The organism is Halomonas sp. ATBC28 (assembly GCF_005937175.1).
Taxonomy (GTDB): Bacteria; Pseudomonadota; Gammaproteobacteria; order Pseudomonadales; family Halomonadaceae; genus Vreelandella; species Vreelandella titanicae.
Genome location: NZ_VCQL01000004.1, coordinates 281,538 through 297,675, shown reverse-complemented (window position 1 = coordinate 297,675; position 16,138 = coordinate 281,538). Strand labels below are relative to the sequence as shown.

General features: G+C 52.7%; 15 protein-coding genes. 5 read left to right on the top strand and 10 right to left on the bottom strand.

Annotated features, from left to right (window positions below; genetic code table 11):
• Positions 1-49: 49 nt before the first annotated feature.
• Together E0L35_RS06410 and E0L35_RS06405 are read right to left on the bottom strand one after the other, a co-directional pair.
• Positions 50-907 (bottom strand): universal stress protein, encoded by an 858-nt coding sequence (locus E0L35_RS06410; RefSeq protein ID WP_022522339.1) that lies wholly within the window; start codon positions 905-907, stop codon positions 50-52.
• 19 nt (positions 908-926) lie between these two features.
• Positions 927-2,552, bottom strand: a complete 1,626-nt coding sequence (locus E0L35_RS06405; RefSeq protein WP_027958042.1) for a SulP family inorganic anion transporter — start codon at positions 2,550-2,552, stop codon at positions 927-929.
• A gap of 481 nt (positions 2,553-3,033) precedes the next feature.
• On the opposite strand from E0L35_RS06405, the gene E0L35_RS06400 reads away from it, so the two are divergent.
• Complete coding sequence (locus E0L35_RS06400) at positions 3,034-4,050, top strand: isocitrate dehydrogenase (RefSeq protein ID WP_027958043.1); 1,017 nt, start codon at positions 3,034-3,036, stop codon at positions 4,048-4,050.
• Between the two features lie 25 nt (positions 4,051-4,075).
• On the opposite strand, the gene E0L35_RS06395 is transcribed toward E0L35_RS06400, so the two are convergent.
• A complete protein-coding gene (locus tag E0L35_RS06395) occupies positions 4,076-6,298 on the bottom strand; it encodes a heavy metal translocating P-type ATPase (protein ID WP_138799896.1) in 2,223 nt (740 codons plus the stop codon).
• Between the two features lie 68 nt (positions 6,299-6,366).
• Here E0L35_RS06395 and E0L35_RS06390 point away from each other — a divergent pair, with 68 nt between their 5' ends.
• A complete protein-coding gene (locus E0L35_RS06390) occupies positions 6,367-6,846 on the top strand; it encodes a helix-turn-helix domain-containing protein (protein ID WP_022522335.1) in 480 nt (159 codons plus the stop codon).
• A 7-nt stretch (positions 6,847-6,853) separates the two neighbouring features.
• Here E0L35_RS06390 and E0L35_RS06385 read toward each other — a convergent pair whose 3' ends face one another.
• Positions 6,854-7,630, bottom strand: coding sequence for a ZIP family metal transporter (locus E0L35_RS06385; RefSeq protein ID WP_027958045.1), 777 nt, complete (start codon positions 7,628-7,630; stop codon positions 6,854-6,856).
• Between the two features lie 173 nt (positions 7,631-7,803).
• Between E0L35_RS06385 and E0L35_RS06380 the strand changes: the two genes are divergently transcribed.
• Together E0L35_RS06380 and E0L35_RS26830 are read left to right on the top strand one after the other, a co-directional pair.
• A complete protein-coding gene (locus E0L35_RS06380; protein ID WP_027958046.1) occupies positions 7,804-8,373 on the top strand; it encodes a sigma-70 family RNA polymerase sigma factor in 570 nt (189 codons plus the stop codon).
• Between the two features lie 16 nt (positions 8,374-8,389).
• The gene (locus E0L35_RS26830; RefSeq protein WP_081742556.1) at positions 8,390-8,593 is read left to right on the top strand and encodes a zf-HC2 domain-containing protein; all 204 of its coding nucleotides are present in this window, start codon (positions 8,390-8,392) and stop codon (positions 8,591-8,593) included.
• A gap of 170 nt (positions 8,594-8,763) precedes the next feature.
• Here E0L35_RS26830 and E0L35_RS06370 read toward each other — a convergent pair whose 3' ends face one another.
• The 3 genes from E0L35_RS06370 to E0L35_RS06360 form a co-directional block, all read right to left on the bottom strand.
• Positions 8,764-9,414: a peroxiredoxin gene (locus E0L35_RS06370; protein WP_022522333.1), complete on the bottom strand. Its 651-nt coding sequence runs from the start codon at positions 9,412-9,414 to the stop codon at positions 8,764-8,766.
• Positions 9,415-9,638: 224 nt separating this feature from the next.
• Positions 9,639-10,676 carry a CNNM domain-containing protein gene (locus tag E0L35_RS06365; protein ID WP_009287346.1) on the bottom strand — a complete coding sequence of 346 codons (1,038 nt, stop codon included), beginning with the start codon at positions 10,674-10,676 and terminating at the stop codon, positions 9,639-9,641.
• Between the two features lie 123 nt (positions 10,677-10,799).
• Positions 10,800-12,725, bottom strand: coding sequence for a diguanylate cyclase (locus E0L35_RS06360; protein ID WP_138799895.1), 1,926 nt, complete (start codon positions 12,723-12,725; stop codon positions 10,800-10,802).
• Positions 12,726-13,070: 345 nt separating this feature from the next.
• Here E0L35_RS06360 and E0L35_RS06355 point away from each other — a divergent pair, with 345 nt between their 5' ends.
• On the top strand, positions 13,071-14,342 hold the full coding sequence (locus tag E0L35_RS06355) for a PAS domain-containing methyl-accepting chemotaxis protein (RefSeq protein ID WP_138799894.1): 1,272 nt from the start codon (positions 13,071-13,073) through the stop codon (positions 14,340-14,342).
• 113 nt (positions 14,343-14,455) lie between these two features.
• Here the strand turns inward: E0L35_RS06355 and E0L35_RS06350 are convergent, their stop codons facing one another.
• The 3 genes from E0L35_RS06350 to E0L35_RS06340 form a co-directional block, all read right to left on the bottom strand.
• Positions 14,456-15,067 (bottom strand): LysE family transporter, encoded by a 612-nt coding sequence (locus E0L35_RS06350; protein ID WP_138799893.1) that lies wholly within the window; start codon positions 15,065-15,067, stop codon positions 14,456-14,458.
• Positions 15,068-15,228: 161 nt separating this feature from the next.
• Positions 15,229-15,696: an S-ribosylhomocysteine lyase gene (locus tag E0L35_RS06345; RefSeq protein WP_022522331.1), complete on the bottom strand. Its 468-nt coding sequence runs from the start codon at positions 15,694-15,696 to the stop codon at positions 15,229-15,231.
• Positions 15,697-15,729: 33 nt separating this feature from the next.
• Positions 15,730-16,077 (bottom strand): antibiotic biosynthesis monooxygenase, encoded by a 348-nt coding sequence (locus E0L35_RS06340; protein ID WP_027958049.1) that lies wholly within the window; start codon positions 16,075-16,077, stop codon positions 15,730-15,732.
• Positions 16,078-16,138: the final 61 nt, after the last annotated feature.

Genomic DNA, 16,138 nt, shown 5'->3' with positions numbered 1-16,138 from the left:
GCTAAACGGTTATGCGCTGCTGCTTTTTTGAGTTTTAGCTTATTGAGCCCTAGCGCAAAATCAGCACCGGTATGCGGCTACCACGTAGCATAGCCGTTGTGGTGCTACCTACCAGCAAGTGGCGAATACGCGAGTGCCCATAAGCGCCCATCACCAGCAGGTCAATACCATGCTCTTTTTCGTAAGCTTGCAGGGCTTCATCTACCTCGCCTGCACGAATGGCGCCTTCGGCTTGGTGGCCCGCATCGCGCAATATGCCTAACGCCCACTCAAGCTCGGAACGGCGTTCAGCCGTTTCCGCACCCACGATCAGCACATGGCACTCAGTGCCAGCAAAAAGCGGCGAACGAGCCAGCATCTCGACGCCTTTACGGGCGGTTTTGCTGCCGTCAAAGGCCATCAATATCTTTTCAGGTCGCTTGAAGGTTTTCGGCACCATCAGGATCGGACGGTGCAATTCACGCGCCACCCGTTCAAGGTTAGAGCCAAGGTGGCCACTGGCCTGGTGGGCGGTTTCACCGCGCTTACCCACCACCAGCAACCGTATGTCTTCCTCAAGCTCTAACAAGCTTTCCACCAGGGTGCCATTGCGTTGGCGCGTGGTGGGGTTGCTGACTCCATCATCGATAGCGCGCTCTTTAGCTGCTTCCAGCATGAGCTTGCCATGCTCGCGATTCACTTTAGCGCGCTGCTCATCAAGCTCGGACAGCTCTTTCATCAGCCTTTCGCGGGCACCGAAACGCAGGTTGCCGGAAAGGTTCTGCTCTTCGGGTACTGCTGAGTGGTTGTCGACCACATGCACAAAGGTTAACGGTGCATCCATAGCCAAGCTTGCCCAGGCAGCATAATCGCAGACGCCTTCAGAAAACTGGGAGCCGTCAATAGCGGCTAATACTTGATCTGTCATGTCGCTCTCCTTGCGTTGGTTAGTGGCCGCCCATCAGCTTTTCAACCGCTTCGGGGTCGTTGTGTACCGCATAGCGATCCACGACCGTCGCACTGGCCTCGCTCAAGCCCACAAGCTCTACCTCGGTACCTTCACGGCGGAATTTAATCACCACGCGATCCAGCGCCTGCACGGCCGTCACATCCCAAAAATGCGCACGAGAAAGATCAATCGTCACTTTCTCGATACTTTCCTTAAGATCAAAAGCGGCCGTGAAACGCTCAGAAGAGGCGAAGAACACTTGGCCGACCACCTGATATTCACGCTGCTTACCGACTTCCACTTCTTTTGAACCAACGTAGAGAATGTTGCCCACTTTATTAGCAAAGAATAGCGCTGCTAGCAGCACGCCTACAAAAACACCAATCGCTAAGTTATGTGTACTGACGGTAACTGCAACTGTTGCCAGCATGACAATATTGGTGCTTATCGGATGCTTTTTAAGATCACGAATCGACTCCCAGCTAAAGGTACCGATCGACACCATAATCATTACCGCCACCAGCGCCGCCATTGGAATTTGCGAAACCCAATCGGCTAAAAAGACCACCATCATCAGTAGTACGACACCCGCTATCAGCGTTGAAAGGCGCGTACGGCCACCCGATTTAATGTTGATTACCGATTGACCGATCATCGCGCACCCTGCCATGCCCCCCATAAGGCCCGAGCCGATGTTGGCCACGCCCTGGCCCTTGCACTCGCGGTTCTTGTCACTGGGAGTACCGGTCAAGTCATCCACGATGGTCGCGGTCATCATGGACTCCAGAAGGCCCACCACACACAGCATCAGCGCATAAGGCAGAATGATCATTAGCGTATCGAGATTCAGCGGTACATTGGGCCAGAGGAATACCGGTAGCGTATCCGGAAGCTCGCCCATATCGCCCACGGTGCGAATATCCATGCCAAAAGCTGAAGCAACGCCAGTCATTAAAACGATACACAATAGAGGCGACGGGATCTCAAGGTTACGCACCCAGCGCGAAAAAACACTTGCACAAGCGATCCCGATGATGGCTACACCATACCCCCAGCGGAAATCAAAACCACCAACTGCCAATGCAAAACCCAAGACCAGAAGATAAACTCCAACGCCCGGGAAGGTAATTCTACTTAGCCACGGGGCACCATATATGACGCCTAGTCCAGCCGCCGTTATGGCGTATACGTGCCAGGTGACGTTGGTCAGCTCCGGCAGCTGGGCCATGAAGATCAGAATCGCCAGGGCGTTGACAAAGCCCGTCACCACCGAGCGCGACACGAAGCGCATCAGCTCGGCCATGCGCATATACCCGGCGACAATCTGAAACACCCCGGTAAGCAGTGTTGCCGCCAGCAGATATTCAAGCCCATGCTCTCTCACCAGCGTCACCATCAGTAACGCCATAGCCCCCGTCGCTGCCGAAATCATGCCGGTGCGGCCACCAGTGAACGCAATGACCACAGCGATACAGAAGGAAGCGTAAAGACCAACTTTAGGGTCAACGCCTGCAATGATTGAAAAAGCAATCGCTTCGGGAATCAGTGCAAGGGCGACAACGATTCCCGAGAGCGTGTCGCCTTTAATGTTGGAAAACCACTCTTGCTTGGTATAGAGAGACATTCAGGAAGTCCATGGCTGGAGGTTAAGATTTTACAAACTCTCGACGCGGCGCATCAGCACACACAAGACGTGCGGCGTCAAACCAATGAGTCAGTGCTGGAGCAACCTAGGGTGCGGCCGACAGTAGCATGCTGCAACGCCATGACAACGCAATTAACGAGGCCAGACGTTTTCTTGAGGAGGGGGAAAACCTAGGGCGGAGTCATCAGCCCTGAAATAGGTAGTTTCTGGAATAAACGTGAAAAGATCATTACCGTTATGCCTTGCTGTAAGAAGAACGCAAAGTTAAAGCGTGGCGCTATAAGCCGCGGCATTCTAGCAGCAATTAGCGCTCTTTGCACCCGCGCTACACCCTTTGCAGGGTGCCCTCTAGATTCAATTTGGCGTACCATTGCACTCGAAAATGATGTCTTATCAAGTCCCAACTATTTACGTTGAAGCGGCATACGCAACACACTTGTCGCTCAAAGAGGAGCAGCACATGAGCCAATCTATTGCAGTCATCAAGGGCGACGGTATCGGTCCCGAAATTATGGAGGCCACGTTGCGAGTACTCGACGCCTTAGATTGTGGCTTAATCTACCAGCACATCGACGCTGGCTTAGGCGCCCTGGAAAAGCATGGGACGCTGATTCCCCAGGAGTCGTTGGATGCCATCGAGAAATACGGCATTGCGCTGAAGGGCCCGCTGACCACGCCGATTGGCAAAGGCTTCTCCTCAATTAACGTGCAGCTACGTCGTCACTTTGACCTTTATGCCAATGTGCGCCCGGCGATTAGCTTCCCCGGTACCCGCTCGCGCTACGACGATATTGATATGATCACCGTGCGCGAAAACACCGAAGGCGCGTATCTTTCCGACGGCCAGGAGATGATAGACGACGGCGATACTGGCATTTCGGTGATCAAAGTAACTCGCAAAGGCTCCGAGCGCATTGTGCGCTACGCCTTTGAGCTGGCCAAAAACAACGGTCGCAAAAAAGTCACCGCGGTACACAAAGCCAACATTATCAAAACCAGCTCGGGTTTATTTCTGGACGTAGCGCGGGAGATTGCCAAAGAGTACCCCGAGATCGAATTCCAAGAGATGATCGTCGATAACGCCTGCATGCAGCTGGTAATGAACCCACATCAGTTTGATGTGGTGGTCACTACCAACCTGTTTGGCGATATTCTCTCTGACCTTTGCGCTGGCTTAGTCGGCGGTTTGGGTTTGGCTCCAGGGGCGAACATCGGCGAAAAAGCAGCGATCTTTGAAGCTGTGCATGGCTCAGCGCCGGATATCGAAGGCAAAAACATCGCTAACCCCTGCGCCTTGCTGCTCGCCGCAGCACAAATGCTTGATCACCTGGGCATGACAGAGAAAGGCACCGCCATCCGCCAGGGTATCCGTACCGTGCTGGAAACCCGCCGCGATATGGTCACCCCCGATATGGGCGGCACTGGCTCTACCGACTCCTTCGCCCAGGCGTTGGTTGAGTACGTACAGAGCCACTAGTCGACTCTTTCTAGCTGATCGCTTTCTAGCCAATTTCATTAAAGCGGTAACGCAATAAGTACAATGCATTGAGGGTGACCAGCACGGTCGCCCCAGTGTCAGCCATTACCGCGACCCACATCCCTGTAATCCCCAGCACCGTAGAGACCAAAAACAGCGCCTTGAAGCCAAGCGCCAAGGCCACGTTGGTTTTTACATTGCGCATGGTCGCCCGGGAAAGTGCGATCATCTCGGCTATCCCACCTACGCGGTTTTTAAGCAGCGCGGCGTCGGCGGTTTCAAGCGCCACATCGGTACCGCTACCCATGGCAATACCCACTTCTGCCGCTGCGAGTGCTGGTGCATCGTTAATACCATCGCCCACTTTACCCACTGGCCCAAGCCCTTGCGCCTGCCACTCGCGCACGCGCTGGGCTTTATCTTCCGGCATCAGCTCGCCTTCTGCTTCAATGCCCAACTGTTCACCAATGGCCGCCACGGTGCGGGCATTATCACCGCTGAGCATCACGGCTTGCACACCTAGGCGCTCTAACGCTTGAAGACCTTCGCGAGCATCTTCACGGGGTTCATCACGCAGAGCGATTAGTCCTAATAGGCGCTCACTTTCTATCCCGTCCTCTCCTTCTATCCCTCTTTCTATCCCTCTTTCTAGCAATATGGCCAAGCTTTTGCCCTGCGCTTCCAACGCCGCAATACGGGCTTTTATCTCACCGGTGTGCTGGGTGAAAGATTGTAAATAGCGCGGGCTCACCAGCATTAACTCACGTCCTTCGACATGTCCGGCAACGCCCTGCCCTGCTAGCGCACGAGCACCTTGCACAGTAGGTACCGAAGCCCCCTCCTGCCGGTCATAATAGTCACTGATCGCCACAGCGAGGGGGTGGCTCGAGCCCTGCTCCAGAGCGGCAGCAAGACGCACTATCTCAGCGCAACGGCTTTTATCAAGACGGCTACCCGCTTCAAGGCTCTCTACATCCGTCACGGTGGGTTTGCCCGCGGTTAGCGTGCCGGTTTTATCCAGCGCGACCCGCTTGAGTTTGCCTAACTGCTCTAATACCGCACCGCCTTTCATCAGCAGACCGTTGCGAGCGCCCACCGATAACCCGGCTGCAATGGCCGCGGGCGTCGAAATCACCAGCGCACAGGGGCAAGCAATAAGCAGTAGCGCTAGGGCGCGATAGATGGATTCCGACCACAGCATCGTCGATACCAGCGGCGGTACGATAGCGACCAGCAGCGCCACCCCGACGACCGCAGGCATATAGTAAAACGCAAAGCGGTCAATAAAACGCGCCACCGGTGCTTTGGCCGCCTGAGCCTCCTCCACGAGCTTAATCACTCGGGCGATGGTGTTGTTTTCAGCGCTGCGGGTTACCTCAACTTCAAGCACGCCATCCAGATTGACGGTGCCAGCAAATACTGACTCGCCTTCGCTACGCTCCCGTGGCACCGACTCACCATTCACAGGCGATTCATCAATCGAGGAGTGACCGGCAATAATTTGCCCGTCACAGGGCAGACGGTCGCCAGGGCGTACCTGCACTCGTTGCCCCGGCACCAGAGACGCGGCAGCAACTTCCCGAGCTTCGCCCTGCTCCATCAACCGCGCAGTAGAGGGAGTCAGCTTGGAAAGCGCCGAAATACTGCGGCGCGCCTGAGCGGCGGCAACGCCTTCCAGCATCTCCCCCACTGCAAATAGAAACACCACCACTGCCGCTTCAGCGGCGGCGTTTATCGCCAGTGCCCCTAGGGCTGCGATGCTCATCAGCATTTCAATGGTGAAAGGGTTACCCATCTTAAGCGCCTGCCAAGCACGCTGAATAACCGGCACAAGACCAACGACCGTTGCGGCGATGAACGGCCAACTGCCCAGGGTGGGCCAGGCGAATTTAAGCCCCCAGGCAAGCGCCAGCAATACACCACTGACAATCACCAAACGCCCTTTAGGCGACTGCCACCATGAGGACGACTTTTCCGATTCAGTTGTGTTCACCGACTCATCGATTACCTGGTAGCCCAGAGCCGTGATCGTTGACTCAATATCGGAATGTGGCAGGGTCTTACCGGGCGGTGCGGTTAATCGCACCGAGCCGGTGACAGAACTCGCGGAAACATGTTCAACATGGTTTAAACGATTTAGCGCCGCCTCAACTTTACGTTCGCAGCCACCGCAGTCCATACCTTGCACGCGCAGGGTGGTCGGCGACGGAGAAACTGCAGAGGTTTTAGCCGGTGTGGTCGTACTCATCGCTCTTTGCTCCAAGTTAGTCTATCTTAGGAGCAGCGTAATACCTGTAGTCACTAGAGGTTCAAGTAATGAAAGATCAAACCCCTGAGCCAACTGCCACTGAGCGTTATATCGGCATTGGTGAGCTGGCACGCGAGTCCGGCTGCAAGCCAGAAACGGTGCGCTACTACGAACAGATTGGGCTACTGCCTTCAGCACCGCGCAACGAAGGCAATCAGCGGCGCTACACTACTGCTGCTATCCGCCGTTTGACGTTTATTCGCCATGCGCGGGATTTTGGCTTTTCGGTGGAGGCAGTCCGGGAGCTGTTACAAATGGCGGATTACCCCACTATGCCCTGCGAAGAGGTAGACACGCTAGCGAAGCGTCACCTAGCCGAGGTCGAGGCACGACTTGCACGACTCACCTCGGTACGCGATGAGCTCAAACGCATGATCAATCAATGTGCGGGGGGCAATGTTGGCCAGTGCCATATTATTGACGTACTCAGCGACCACCGGTTGTGCCATCAAACGGGGCCTCACGGTGGCGCGGATGTCATAGGTTAACGCGCAATTAACCCAGCCACACATCCAAGAACAGCATAATCACCAGCCCCATCGCCAAGCCAAAGGTGGCTTTTTTCTGGTGCCCGCAGCGGTGGGTTTCGGGGATGATTTCGTGGCTGATCACGTACAGCATCGCGCCGGCGGCAAAGGCCAGGCCCCAGGGCAGCAGTATTTGGGAAACGCTGACAATACTGGCACCAAATAGCCCGCCAACGGGCTCGATTAGGCCGGTTAGCGCAGCAATCGACCAGGAGCGCCACTTTGAGTAGCCCTCGCCCATTAAGGCGACCGCAACGGCGAGTCCTTCTGGCATGTTCTGTAAGCCAATACCGATCGCCAGGGGCATACCGCCCTCTAACCCATTGGCCCCAAAGCCAACGCCCACTGCCATGCCTTCCGGCAGGTTGTGGATAGTAATCGCAAACACAAACAGCCACACCCGGCGAAGCGATGCAGCCTCCGGCCCTTCACGGCCCTGGGCAAAATGCTCATGGGGCAGATGCTCGTTAAGCAGCGCAATCGCGCCCATTCCTAACAAAATAGCCGCACAAACAATCGCGGCAGGCACGGGGCCACCGGGATAATAGATTTCCGCAGCTTCAAGCGCTGGAATAATCAGCGAAAAGAATGACGCTGCCAGCATTACCCCCGCCGCAAAACCTAACGCCAAATCACGAAAGCCACGGCTAGGCGTTTTACCTAGCAGCACCGGTAGCGCACCTACCGCCGTCAACAATCCAGCAATTAAGCTGCCCAAAAACCCTAATAACAACGTATTTTCCATGGACAGCATAAACTCGGTTGGCATTCAGAAAGGCATCAAAGAGAACGACACGTTGTTGTCTAACGTGGTATCAACACGTACTTTAACGCATTAATGCCTAATGAATAAATAACGATGGTTTTCATTAGCGCGATGTCAGTAGTGCGCCTTGGGAACATTAAAAGGGGATTCTCGTGCCTCATTCCGCTACGTTCGCCGCCGCCCACTTTACCAAGCTACGACCCCGCTTAGTGGCCTTTGCGCGCCTGCAGTTACGCGACTCTACCGCCGCTGAAGATGCTGTACAGGAGACCCTGCTCACCGCCTTTGAGAAAAGCGCCACCTTTGAAGGGCGCTCCGAGTTCGAGACCTGGGTATTTGGCATATTAAAATACAAAATTCTGGATCAACTGCGTCAACAGCGCCGTCAAGGTACTTGGCAACCGTTAGGCCTGGACTTAGATGACGACACCCTTGACCGTCTATTTCAACAGAATGGTCACTGGCAAAGCGCTGCCCGCCCCAGCCACTGGGGAGAGCCTGAGCAGGTGTTAGAAAACCAGCGTTTTTGGCAAGTATTTGATGCCTGCTTGATAGCCTTACCGGAGAATATCGCACGCGTATTTACCTTGCGTGAACTCATGGGGCTCTCCACCACAGAGATCTGTAAGGAAACCGGCATTACTGAAACCAACTGCTGGGTCATCTTACACCGTGCGCGTTTACGGCTAAGAGAGTGCTTGGATCATGGTTGGTTAAATTAGCTGAGGGGAACCTGATATGCTTATGTGCCGCGAAGCCACGAGGTTGATGTCTTTAAAACAGGACAAAATATTAACATTGCGTGAAAAGATGGCTCTTCGTCTTCACCTGTCGATGTGCCGGGATTGCCGTCACTGCGCCCGCCAATTCGATCTGTTGCACAACATTAGCGACCACCACCCCGCCTCGCGAATCTCTTCCCGCAAAACGCTAGACGATTAGCTTTTTCGGCTAAGTGCTGCAAACCACTACTCTCTCCTGCTTCGCTTCTCCGTCAGCGAACTCCTACGTACGCCCGACAAAAACATTGTATAGAGTCCACTTGATGGCCCATGCAAAAGCCAGCGCATAGGCGCTGGCTTTTCGCTTTTTACACTATTCTACTAACGCAATTAACGCAGTGGCGTCTTACGCAGGTAAGGCAGAACCGTTTCATACTCGCCATACTTCTGCTTGGCATCGGCGTCAGAAACGCTAGGCGGAATAATCACGTCCTGACCTATCGTCCAATCAGCTGGGGTGGCAACGCCGTGTTTCGTCGTGGTTTGCAATGCATCCAGGGCGCGTAGGATTTCCGCAAAGTTACGCCCTACGGTCATTGGATAGGTCATGGAAAGCTTCAACTGCTTATCCGGCCCGATAATAAACACCGAGCGCACCGTTGCGCTGTCTGCTGGCGTGCGGCCATCGGGCAGGTAGGCATCTTCCGGCAGCATGTCATACAGCTTTGACACCGTAAGACCGTCGTCGGCGATGATCGGAAAATCGACTTCGCTGCCGCTGACGGTTTGGATGTCATTGCCCCAGCGTTTGTGGTCTTCAACACCATCCACGGAAACACCGATTACTTTGGTGCCACGTTTCTTCCACTCTGCGCTCAGCTGCGCGACGGCACCGAATTCTGTCGTGCAAACCGGGGTAAAGTCTTTAGGATGCGAAAACAGGATCGCCCAGCTGTCGCCAATCCAGTCATGAAAACGAATCGGCCCTTGGCTCGTCTCCGCTTCGAAATCGGGCACGACTGCATTAATACGTAATGACATGCTTTCCTCCTTAATGGGCGTTAGACGCCCTAATAGCTTATTTGACTTTCAACACCTTCACTATAGATCATTTAGCGCTAAGACAGCGAGTCGTAGTACAACGTTCACTCGCTCTGCCAAGCGTAGTCTAACGGCGTAAAAGCCTGAATATAAATGCCTGTAAAAGCAGAACGGCGCCCCAAGGCGCCGCTTTAAATCAACAACAGAGAGCACCTTCTTTGGGATTACTCGGCTGCTTTGGCAGCTTTATCTTCCCGTTTAACCCGCTTGATCCACTGCTGTTTAGCATAGTGGCGTAGATTGGCCACATTGTCGGTCTCATCAACAATATCTTGCCCCAGAATGGTTTCGATAATGTCTTCTAACGTGATTAAACCTACAAAAGTGCCATGCTCGTCGTAGACAACCCGCATGTGCAGGTGATCTTTTAGCATAGAGGTGAATACCTGCTCGATGTTATGTGAGACGTCCACGCTGCCAATCGGATGCATCAACTCGCGCATCGTTTTGGCATCGTCAGCGTGGTACATATCTGCTTTATGCACATAACCAAAGGCCTGCTCACCGTTGTCCATCACTGGGAAGCGCGTAAACGGTGCTTTGCCATACTGCTCATCGAACGTTTTCACGGTCATGTCAGGCAAAACGGTTTCACACACCGTGCGCGGCGTCATCGCTTTGCTGACGACGATATCGTGCAAGTTGAGCATATTGATAATGGTGCGCGACTCGTCCTCGTCCAGAACCTTCTCTTCCAGGCCGACGCGGGCAAGTACTTTAATTTCATCACGCAGATCGACGTCATGCTCTGACTTACCTAGCCGGCGGGTGATCTGCTCCGACATCCAGATAAAAGGCAGCAAGCCAATGATCATCGGGTTTAACAGGCGTGGCAAATACGGTGACAAGCCGCGCCAGTACGTCGCGCCTATGGTTTTAGGAATAATTTCCGACAGTATTAAAATCGCCATTGTCATTACTGCCGAAACGATGGCAATAGAGGCTTCGCCAAACACGACCGCCGCTTGAGCCCCCACAGCAGTTGCACCCACAGTATGGGCAATCGTATTGAGCGTCAAAATAGCGGCTAGGGGCCGGTCGATATTAGCCTTCAGGCGCGTAAGCGAGGCGTGCAGCTTGGGGTTGTCTTCTTTCTGCTTAGCAATGTAGCTGGGCGTAATTGAAAGAAGCGCCGCTTCAAGGATGGAACATAAAAACGAGAACGCGATTGAAAGGGTAGCAATCGTGATTAGGAGGAACATGGTCGCCTAGGGTGGTGGGTTGTCAGGCGTTTATAGGGGTAAGTTTTCCGGCTGTCAATGATCCCGCACAGGCGAGAAGTCCGCTTTTCAACAAACGGTCAGGCTTGATGATAAAAGGAATGCTCATGTTAGACTCGTCATCACGCTTGGTATATGCCACTTAACACGATTACGCCCCTCATTTTTTGCGCGATACAACGCAAGGTCAGCATGGCGTAAATCAGCCTCCCAATGATCGGTACAGCCGCTGGGCACCACTTGGCTCGCGCCAATACTGACGGTCACATAGACTTCACCTTCACTCGTCCATACAGGCTCTGCGGCTATCGCTTTTCGCAACGCCTCAAGCGTCGGCGCACCTTGGGTATCATACAGGCACAAACCGAACTCTTCTCCGCCCATGCGGGCAATGAGATCATCAGATCGCAGGTAGCTACTTAAGCGAAAAGCGACTTCCTGCAACACCTCGTCCCCCACTTGATGCCCATACTTGTCATTAATTGACTTAAAATAGTCAATATCAATAATGGCAATAGTAAAGACGGATGATTGAGAATAAAAACCATGTACACGTTCTATAAAGGCTCGACGGTTGGGCAGTTTCGTCAACACATCCGTTTCAGCTAAGTAGCGTAACTTCTGTTCTGCATTCAATCTTGATTTTTCTACTTCCAATGCATAAAACAGTGCCACCAATGTATCTAACAAGGGGTGAAGAAACTGGGCGTCTTCGTCGGTGTAATCCTCTTCTTTATTTGCCAGCCCAATCATTCCTACCGTTTCATCACCAATCTTGATAGGCAGCCCTAAAAAGCGAAGTAACGGTGGATGCCCTGCCGGCGTTCCTCTAGAAGCGTGGTGATGCCGAGGCTGGTTCGCCATTACCACACCACCGCTAGTGATGACATGGCCAAAAAGGTTATCCAGGCTGTTGAAGAACAGTTCACCACGCTGGTAGGCACGATACTGCTCATTTGTTTCTGCACTCCAGCTGATATTGGAAAGTGCGTGTATAAACAGTGATTTTTCGCCTGTTTCTTGCACCACCACTTGCCCAATGAACCCAAACTGGCTCTCCGCAAGCGAAAGGAGCTCATCGAAAATAAGCTCGCAGGAGTGGCGAATATTCTTTTCATGAAGAAAAACGCTTTGCGCCCGATTCATAAAATTCAGTAGCTGTACCTGCTTTTGCTCACGCAGCTCAGCCCGCTTCCTTTCTGAAATATCACGTGTCACACAGGTCATTCGCAGCGGACGCCCGTTACTGTCGTTAGCCACTACACGACCACAGGTGTTAACCCACACCCAGTGCCCCTGGGCATGACGCATGCGATATTCCACGTTGAGCACTGCGCCCTCCTCGGCCAGGTGGGCGCTGATCTCCCTGTTGAGTTGAGGGGCATCCTCATCATGCACCAGGCTTTTCCAGAATCGGGAACGGCTTTCGACCTCGTCCAGCCGCAGACCTAGCAGTTCACACCAATGCTGGTTGAACACATTGTAATCGTTGACAATTTCCCAGTCCCAAACGCCTACATCAGCAGACTCAATCATCGTTGCAAAATCAGCACCTCTGAGCCCGCCCCCCTGCTCCCCGATAAGACGAATATAGCCACTGATAAAATAACCAAGCGATTCCAGAAAGCGCAGATCCTTGGGGGAAAGCTTATTGGGTTGGTTATCCAGCAAACAGACAGCACCAACCTCTCGGCCACCAGCTATCAGCGGTACTCCCGCATAAAAACGGATTTTCGGCTTCGCAACAACAAGCAGATTGTCACGGAAATCCGGATGCAGGCTTGCATCTTCAATGACAAGCGGTGAACGCAGTGAGGCTACATGACGGCAAAAAGCATCCTCTAACGAGGTAATGTCGACATTCAAGCCTGCTTTTGCAATAAACCACTGCTGCTGACCAATAATCGAAATCATTGCAATGGGAAATTCAAAGAAATCGGCTATAGAGGCGACCAGCTTATCAAGTGCATCCGTGTCAACGTCATGGGTCAGTTTGTATTGACTGATGTATTGCCATCGTTTGTTTAACATGACAATTCTTCCTTCCGCCGCTTTGGGTCATCGTTCATCACCGGCCAAGCTATACTTTATCACTGACCCAATCAAGCTTTACCATCACAAAAACAAACTAATAATTAAACTTTAGTCTAAAGATAATAAAGAAACTCAAAGAAAGTTAACCAACATGCTTTAATGAGCTAATTACCCCCCACGATTTAAAAAACACAAGCCCATGTAAAATATAAAGAAACAGCATCTCCAAATAATAGACAATTTAAAAAGTTAGATTTTTTTTAAAAACCTGCCATAGTAATTTTAGTTCACTACCTCCGCCTGAACATAGCATAACCCCACTAAAAATACAGAGAGGGCCAAATGTTCAACCATTTTCTTAATGTATCTCTCTATGAAGCATTACTAAATCACACAGCCTGTATTTTCTTTACACCACAGGGAGTTATCAAGCACGCCAGCCAGCCGTTTCTTGAGGTTATGGGTTACCACCTGCAGGACATCAAAGGACAACATCACCGTATCTTCTGCGATCATGCCGAAGCACAACGCCCAGCGTACCACTCATTTTGGCTCTCGCTTGCCGCTGGTAAAAGCCACCATGGGCGTTTTCGTCGCTTTAGAGAGAATGGCGAAGAGGTATGGCTTGAAGCAACCTATCTGCCTATCTGTACTCGCACGGGGAAGGTCACTGAGATCATCAAGGTGGCGAATGAAGTCACCGCCAGCCATCAGGAAGCCAGGCATCAGGATGCGCTGTTACATGCGCTACATCGTTCCATGGCCGTGATCGAGTTCTCCCCGGAAGGCTATATACTGGATGTGAACAACAACTTCGAGAAAGTCATGGGCTACCGCAGGGAAGCACTGGTGGGCAAGCACCACAAGATGTTTTGTCGGCCCGATTTCTATCGCCAGCAGCCCACGTTCTGGCAAGGGCTTGCCAGCGGTAAGTTCACCAGCGGCCGCTTTGAACGAGTAGATGCACAAGGCAAGTCAGTATGGCTTGAAGCAACCTATAACCCAGTCACGGACGCGGAGGGCAATGTCATTGAAGTCGTCAAATTCGCCAGCGACATCACGCCTCTGGTCGAAAAAGCCACTGCGACATCCGGGACAATCAGCTCTGCGCAAAGTAGTACATCACAAATTGAGCAAACCGCAAAAGATAGTCTCGATCATCTGGATGAAATGGTGAAAGGGGCTGAACAGGCAGCACAAACCCTTTCCAAAGCCCAGGAACTGATTGATGCTCTGCATAAGCAGTCTCAAAGCATCAATACAATTACCGCATCAATTGCGAAAATTGCCAGCCAAACTAACCTGCTCTCGCTTAACGCTGCCGTGGAAGCCGCCCGTGCGGGCGAGCAGGGGCGAGGTTTTGCGGTGGTTGCCAACGAGGTACGGCAGCTCGCCAAGGGAGCCACTGAGGCGGTGGCTCAAATAACCCAGGTGCTGAATGACAATAGCAGTCTGGTGGAACACACGACCCAAGCCATGCAACAAGTCATCGAACAAGGCAAGGTCAGCCAATCCAGCGTCAATGAAATTGATGCCATCGTGAACAGAATTCTTCACGATGCACGCAACGTCGCCAACTCTATCGAACTGCTCGCTGCCGATACGCATATTTAGCATCATCAATTTCATGCACAGGAATGCGCCGCCTTTACAACTAAATACCGGCAGCTAATGACGTTGATACAGGTAAGTGGGGGAAGTGTAAAAAACCGTCGCTTCCAGGTGCCTTATGTCCTCAGCGGCAACGCAGCCCCGATGGCAACGAAGATGCCGCCGCAAGTGCGATTGAAGCCGCGGCCAACACGCTTCAGCCAGTGGCGAATGCGGTTAGCCATATTGGCGAGCAGGCCTTCAACCATACATTCAATAGCCACAAAGGTGCCTGCCAGCACGAAATATTGCAGCATCAAACTGCGCTGTGGGTCGATAAACTGAGGTAGAAAAGCGCTAAAAAATAACAGTACCTTGGGGTTGGTAACCGATGCCAGCACCCCCTGGCGGTACAGATGCCACCCGCTCGCTTGGCTTGCGCTCACATCCACCTCGCCCGTAATCGGCGGCGAGCGCCATACCTGGATACCCAGCCAAATAAGATACCCCCCACCGACCCATTTCAGCACTGTTAACCACACCACCGACGACTTAAGCAGCGCACCAATGCCAAACATGCACAGGGCAATAATCAGCATAAATCCTGTGGCGCCGCCTACGATGGTAAACAGGGTTCTACGGCTGCCATGTAGCGCACCGTGGGTCAGCGCCAGCAGGCCGTTTGGCCCAGGCGAAAGCGAAAGGCCAAGGCAGGCGATTAGGTATAAAAGCCACGTGTCCAACAGCATAGTAACGCCTCCCCCATGAAAAAATGCTTTCAATGCGCCAGCATGTCACTGTTGGTCGGCGTTTTCCATTCGTTAAAGCACGCTCAATAAAAACGCCTCCCCTTTGCTATATGTAACAAGGGGGAGGCGCCGTCTAACGACCTTTTGCTGCCACATAGCGCTTAGGCGAACACTTCAGTCCACTCACTACGCTTGGCCAGTAGGCCTTTGGCCAATTCTTTAGCGCCTTCCAGGCTGTGGCTGGCGGCCCAGCCGCACTGCATCTCGTTGCAGGCAGGTACTTCGGTGGCTTCTAGCACATCGTTTAGGGTTTGTTCGATGATAGTGATCACACCGTCGTAGTCGTCGTGGTTAATCATTGCGATGTAGAAGCCGGTTTGGCAGCCCATGGGGCTGATATCGACCACTTTATCGGTGTGATTGCGCGACAGCTCAGCCATCAAGTGCTCAAGGGAGTGCAGTGCCGGCATCTCCATATGCTCTTTATTGGGCTGGCAGATACGCAAGTCATATTTATGAATACGGTCGCCGTTCTGGCCTTCTTTAATATCGGCTAACCGAACGTACGGGGCTTTTACCTTGGTGTGATCCAGGTTAAAGCTCTCGACGTTCATCTTTTTATCGGTCATGTTGGCTCCTTTTTCACTGAAACCTTGATTCGCTTAAACCTTGGGCGCGTCAAAATTCCATGGTTCGTCGGTATAAACACACACGTTGGCATCTTCGATATCGCCATCCGGCGCTTCAACGTGCTTGGCAAAGAAGTCTTGAATCTCTTTGCGCTGACAATGGGCTTCAAACTCTTCGCGACTGGCCCAGATTTCATGAAAAACAATCGGATAACTGGTGCCCTGGGCGAAGGGGTTATCAATCTGCCGGGTTACGGTGTAGTGAATGCACGCATCTTCCCGGTGGGTGTTCGGCTCTAACGACTGAAGCGCTTTGAATACCGCTTCTTCTTTGCCAGGTTTGGGCCTAAAACCGGCAACACAGTAAATTTTTTCTGACATGGTCATCTCCTAAGTCGTTAAGCGTACGTCATTATGCGGCTTGTCGACGTAGGTTAACAAC

Excerpts from the sequence above, each read along its gene's own strand:
- E0L35_RS06410 (WP_022522339.1), bottom strand. The coding sequence starts at position 907 with ATGACAGATCAAGTATTAGCCGCTATTGACGGCTCCCAGTTTTCTGAA.
- E0L35_RS06405 (WP_027958042.1), bottom strand. The coding sequence starts at position 2,552 with ATGTCTCTCTATACCAAGCAAGAGTGGTTTTCCAACATTAAAGGCGAC.
- E0L35_RS06400 (WP_027958043.1), top strand. The coding sequence starts at position 3,034 with ATGAGCCAATCTATTGCAGTCATCAAGGGCGACGGTATCGGTCCCGAA.
- E0L35_RS06395 (WP_138799896.1), bottom strand. The coding sequence starts at position 6,298 with ATGAGTACGACCACACCGGCTAAAACCTCTGCAGTTTCTCCGTCGCCG.
- E0L35_RS06390 (WP_022522335.1), top strand. The coding sequence starts at position 6,367 with ATGAAAGATCAAACCCCTGAGCCAACTGCCACTGAGCGTTATATCGGC.
- E0L35_RS06385 (WP_027958045.1), bottom strand. The coding sequence starts at position 7,630 with ATGGAAAATACGTTGTTATTAGGGTTTTTGGGCAGCTTAATTGCTGGA.
- E0L35_RS26830 (WP_081742556.1), top strand. The coding sequence starts at position 8,390 with ATGCTTATGTGCCGCGAAGCCACGAGGTTGATGTCTTTAAAACAGGAC.
- E0L35_RS06370 (WP_022522333.1), bottom strand. The coding sequence starts at position 9,414 with ATGTCATTACGTATTAATGCAGTCGTGCCCGATTTCGAAGCGGAGACG.
- E0L35_RS06365 (WP_009287346.1), bottom strand. The coding sequence starts at position 10,676 with ATGTTCCTCCTAATCACGATTGCTACCCTTTCAATCGCGTTCTCGTTT.
- E0L35_RS06360 (WP_138799895.1), bottom strand. The coding sequence starts at position 12,725 with ATGTTAAACAAACGATGGCAATACATCAGTCAATACAAACTGACCCAT.
- E0L35_RS06355 (WP_138799894.1), top strand. The coding sequence starts at position 13,071 with ATGTTCAACCATTTTCTTAATGTATCTCTCTATGAAGCATTACTAAAT.
- E0L35_RS06350 (WP_138799893.1), bottom strand. The coding sequence starts at position 15,067 with ATGCTGTTGGACACGTGGCTTTTATACCTAATCGCCTGCCTTGGCCTT.
- E0L35_RS06345 (WP_022522331.1), bottom strand. The coding sequence starts at position 15,696 with ATGACCGATAAAAAGATGAACGTCGAGAGCTTTAACCTGGATCACACC.
- E0L35_RS06340 (WP_027958049.1), bottom strand. The coding sequence starts at position 16,077 with ATGTCAGAAAAAATTTACTGTGTTGCCGGTTTTAGGCCCAAACCTGGC.